The following is a 4,066-nucleotide window of genomic DNA, read 5'->3' as shown; positions in this document are numbered from 1 at the left end:
AGGACGGCTTTATCCTGCCGCCCGAAAGCCCCGGCCTTGGCATCGAGGTGGACGAGGATCTGGCGCGCGCGCATCCCTATGGCGGCGCCGGGCTGCATCTCGAAATGCAAGAAGCACCCTGCGATTATGTCGATGGCAATGCCTTCGCCGGTGGTGCGCCGGTCAAGATCGACTAACCCGCGCTCAGGGCAGAACCTGCAACCAGATCCAGGCGGTGACGATGGTCAGCGCCGTGGACAACAACACGCTTGACGCGGCAACGCGTTTGGCGTGCCCATAGATATTGGCAAAGATATAGGCATTCACCCCCGGCGCCATCGCCCCGGTCACCACCGCCGAGCGCATTGACGCCTCCGAAAGATCAAACGCCCGACCAAGCCCGAAGGTGATCAGCGGATGCGCCACAAGCGCCACCGCGCAGACGTAAAAGATCACCCGCAAGTCGCCCTCGGGGCGGTATTGCACCAGCACCCCGCCAAGCCCGAACAAAGCCGCAGGCAGCGCTGCACGCACCATCAGATCAAGCGCATCATTGACCGGCCCCGGCAGGGCAACCCCCGAGAGGTTCACCGCAAAGCCAAGCGCCACGCCCATGATAAGCGTGTTGGAAAACATCGCCTTGAGTACCTTGACCACCACCGCAGGCCCCGCAGCACCGCGCGCCTTGACAACCTCCATCGTGGTGATGCCGATGCCGTAGCAAAAAGGCGAATGCATCGAGATGATGGCGAAATTCGCGGTCATCGAGGCGGCGCCATAGGCCCGCTCCATGATCGGCAGGCCAAGCAGCACCGAATTCGAGAACAAACAGCAAAACCCGATGGCGACTGCGTCTTCCCATGTGCGCCCGAACAGGTAGCGCGCGCCGAAAAATCCCAACAGAAACCCCGACAGCGCCCCGATATAAAAGCTGGAGAGCAAGCGCCAGTCAAAGCTCTGTCCAAGATCGAGGCGCGAAATCGCTGTGAACAACAGGCAGGGAATGGCAAATTTCTGGGTGAAGGCCATCAAGCCGTCAACGCCGGCCTGGCTGAACCAGCGGCGCCAGACCGCGACATAGCCAAAGCCGATCACAAGAAAGACCGGCAGGATGACTTCGATCAGCGCCTGCATTATCTCAGACCGTATAGCTGATGGTCATCCCATCATAGGCAGGCGTGATATGATCGGGCAGTTCGCCTGTCAGGGTCTCGTAATCCATGTCGATATGCATATTGGTCAGGATCCCCCGGCGCGGCGCGGCGCGCTCGATCCAGTCAAGCGATTGCGCAAGATGGGCGTGGGTCGGGTGCGGCGTGCGGCGCAGCGCATCGAGCACCCAACAATCCAGCCCCTCAAGCACCGGCCAGACATCCTCGGGGATCGCCGCCACATCGGGCAGATAGGCAAAATCGCCCACCCGAAAGCCAAGCGCGTCGATCGAGCCGTGATTGACCCGGAACGGTTGTAGGGTGACCGCGCCACCGGCGCCGGCAATCTCGAACGTGCCATCAATGGTGTACATGTCAAGGATCGGCGGATAGGGGCTGTCGTCGGGCTGGGTAAAGGCATAGCCAAAGCGGGCATAAAGCGCGTTTTGTGTGTCGCCATCGGCCCAGACCGGCAGGCGTTGGCGCATGTTGAACACGATCATGCGCAGATCGTCGATGCCATGCACATGATCGGCGTGGCTATGGGTATAGACCACCGCGTCAAGTGCGCCGACCCCCGCCTCCAGAAGCTGGGCGCGCAGGTCGGGCGAGCTGTCGATCAGGACACGGGTCACGCCGCCCTCGTCTTCGCGCTCGATCAACATCGAACAGCGACGGCGGGTGTTCTTGGGGTTTTGCGGATCACAATCGCCCCAAAGCCCGCCAAGGCGCGGCACACCGCCCGACGAGCCACAGCCGAGAATGGTAAAACGCATTTCGGCCATTACAGCACCGCCTTGGCGAACAGCCGCTCGAAATTGGCCTCGGTCCGGGCGGCAAATTCGGGCCAGTCCATGCCGAAGACCTCGGCGCCCTTTTGGGCGGTGTGAAAGGTATAGGCGGGCTCGTTTCGTTTGCCGCGATAGGGCGGCGGCGCAAGGTAGGGCGCGTCGGTTTCCACCAGAATTCGGTCCACCGGGGCGCTGGCAAAGATATCGCGCACCTCCTGGCTTTTGGGAAAAGTGGCAATGCCCGACATCGACAAATAGAACCCAAGCTCAAGCGCCGCACGGGCCAGTTCGGGCCCCGAGGAAAAGCAATGCATAACGCAGGTATAAGCGCCGTTGCGATATTCCTCGGTCAATATCTGCGCCATGTCCTCATCGGCGCCGCGCGCATGGATGATCAGCGGCAGACCGGTCCGCCGGGAGGCCTCGATATGGATGCGCAGGCTTTGCTTTTGCACCTCGGCGCTCTCGGCAGTGTAGTGGTAATCAAGCCCGGTTTCGCCGATGCCGACCAACTTGGGATGCGCGGCAAGGCGGATCAGGTCATCGACACTGACCATCGGCTCTGCGGCGGCACTCATCGGGTGGGTGCCTGCGGCATAGAAAACCGGCGCGTATTTTTCGGCAATGGCGCGCACCTGAGGTTCCTGGCGCAGCTTGGTGCAGATTGTGACCATGCGATGCACGCCCGCATCAAGCGCACGTTCGATCACCTGATCGCGCTCTGCGGCGAAATCAGGGAAATCGAGGTGGCAATGGCTGTCGGTGATCTTGATCTCTTGGGTCATGCTTGTCCTTGCGCGAACCTTAGCCTGCGGCGGTTTTCTGGATCTTGAACACCGTATCAAGCACCAGCGCGGCAGGGTCAAGGTTGACCGCCCGCCCGTGCCGGGCGCGTGCGCCGATCTCCTGGGCGCAATCGGCCCATGCGCGCGCCATTTGCGGCGTGGGTGCAAGCCGCGCCATCAACTCTGCCTCGCCTGTGGCGACCTCGGTCACGGGGGGATGCCCCACCGCCCCGCTGCGCGCCAGACGGGCCAGCATCAGATCGGTCAGCCCCAGCAACAGGTCAAGCCGCTCTTCGGCGCCACGGGTCGCGGCGGCCTCGGCCAGTTTCAGCGCGCGCGCGCGATCCAGGCGCGGCAAGCTGCCAAGCAGGCCGACAAGTTCGCCGTACATCTTGAGGCCACCAAGATTGATCAGGCGCACGGCCTCGCCAACCGACCCGCCAGAGAGTTCGGCCAGGGCGGCGGCATTGCCCTCGGGGATGATCCCGGCCTGATCCAGCGCCTGCGTCATCTCGGGGGCCGCCAAAGGGTGCAACCGCAACATCCGACAGCGCGAGCGGATCGTTGGCAAAAGTCCCGAGGGCTGATGGCTGATCAAGAGGATCGTGGTGCGCGCGGGCGGCTCTTCGAGCATCTTCAGGATCGCGTTGGCGGCCTGTGTATTTAGGTCGTCGGCGGCATCGACAATCACAACCCGCCGCCCGCCATCCGCCGCAGACAGGGCAAAGAAGTTGCCAAGCTTGCGCACCTCCTTGACGAGGATCTCGCTTGCCAGCCGGTCGCCCTTTTCGTTCGGGCCACGCCGCAAAAGGAACAGCCCCGGATCGGAAAGCGCCAGCACGCGGCGTGCCACCGGATGGTCGGGCGCGACATCAAGCGTCGTGGGCGGTGGCGGCGCCCCGAAAAGCCCGTCATCCTGTGCCAGAGGCGTCGCCAGCAAAAACCGCGCGATCGACCAGGCAAGGGTCGCCTTGCCAACGCCGCGCGGCCCGCTGATCAGCCAGCCGTGATGCAAGCGCCCGGTATTGAAGGCATCAAGGAATTCGGCCTCGGCGGCACCCTGCCCGATCACCCGCAAGGTTTCGCGCGGATGCGGCGCCCCCTCGACGCGGTCGGGTTCGGGCAGGCCGTCGTCGCTCATGACAGATGCGTCCCGACCATGGCGGCCACATCGACCGCCACGGCCTCGATCGCGCGATTGCCGTCAATGGTGACGATCCGGTCGGAAAATTCCCTGGCCAGCGCCAGAAAACCGGCGCGCATCTTTTGCTGCAATCCCTCACCGAAGGATTCAAAGCGTTCCTCGGTGCCGCCGCGCGACAGGGCGCGGCCAAGCCCGGTGGCCGGGTCGATATCAATC

The 4,066-nt window shown here is 63.4% G+C and carries 4 protein-coding genes and 2 pseudogenes; 1 reads left to right on the top strand and 5 read right to left on the bottom strand.

Annotation, left to right across the window (positions count from 1 at the left end):
* Positions 1-176: pseudogene (locus tag QZ522_RS18195) on the top strand (mandelate racemase/muconate lactonizing enzyme family protein); the annotation flags it as partial.
* A gap of 7 nt (positions 177-183) precedes the next feature.
* Here QZ522_RS18195 and QZ522_RS18190 read toward each other — a convergent pair.
* From QZ522_RS18190 to QZ522_RS18170, 5 genes and pseudogenes are all read right to left on the bottom strand, one after another.
* Positions 184-1,113, bottom strand: coding sequence for an AEC family transporter (locus tag QZ522_RS18190; RefSeq protein ID WP_294614938.1), 930 nt, complete (start codon positions 1,111-1,113; stop codon positions 184-186).
* Positions 1,114-1,117: 4 nt separating this feature from the next.
* On the bottom strand, positions 1,118-1,915 hold the full coding sequence (locus QZ522_RS18185) for an MBL fold metallo-hydrolase (RefSeq protein ID WP_294614936.1): 798 nt from the start codon (positions 1,913-1,915) through the stop codon (positions 1,118-1,120).
* On the bottom strand, positions 1,915-2,706 hold the full coding sequence (locus tag QZ522_RS18180) for a TatD family hydrolase (RefSeq protein ID WP_294614934.1): 792 nt from the start codon (positions 2,704-2,706) through the stop codon (positions 1,915-1,917). The genes QZ522_RS18185 and QZ522_RS18180 overlap by 1 nt, the downstream gene beginning before the upstream one ends.
* Positions 2,707-2,725: 19 nt before the next feature.
* Complete coding sequence (locus QZ522_RS18175) at positions 2,726-3,847, bottom strand: DNA polymerase III subunit delta' (protein ID WP_294614931.1); 1,122 nt, start codon at positions 3,845-3,847, stop codon at positions 2,726-2,728.
* A pseudogene (locus QZ522_RS18170) lies at positions 3,844-4,066 on the bottom strand (thymidylate kinase); the annotation flags it as partial. The pseudogene QZ522_RS18170 and the gene QZ522_RS18175, both read right to left, overlap by 4 nt.

This window comes from uncultured Roseovarius sp., assembly GCF_913054395.1.
Taxonomy (GTDB): Bacteria; Pseudomonadota; Alphaproteobacteria; order Rhodobacterales; family Rhodobacteraceae; genus Roseovarius.
This window is presented reverse-complemented; position numbering and strand designations above follow the sequence as displayed.

Coding starts and splice junctions, on each gene's coding strand:
- QZ522_RS18190 (WP_294614938.1), bottom strand. CDS start 1,113: ATGCAGGCGCTGATCGAAGTCATCCTGCCGGTCTTTCTTGTGATCGGC.
- QZ522_RS18185 (WP_294614936.1), bottom strand. CDS start 1,915: ATGGCCGAAATGCGTTTTACCATTCTCGGCTGTGGCTCGTCGGGCGGT.
- QZ522_RS18180 (WP_294614934.1), bottom strand. CDS start 2,706: ATGACCCAAGAGATCAAGATCACCGACAGCCATTGCCACCTCGATTTC.
- QZ522_RS18175 (WP_294614931.1), bottom strand. CDS start 3,847: ATGAGCGACGACGGCCTGCCCGAACCCGACCGCGTCGAGGGGGCGCCG.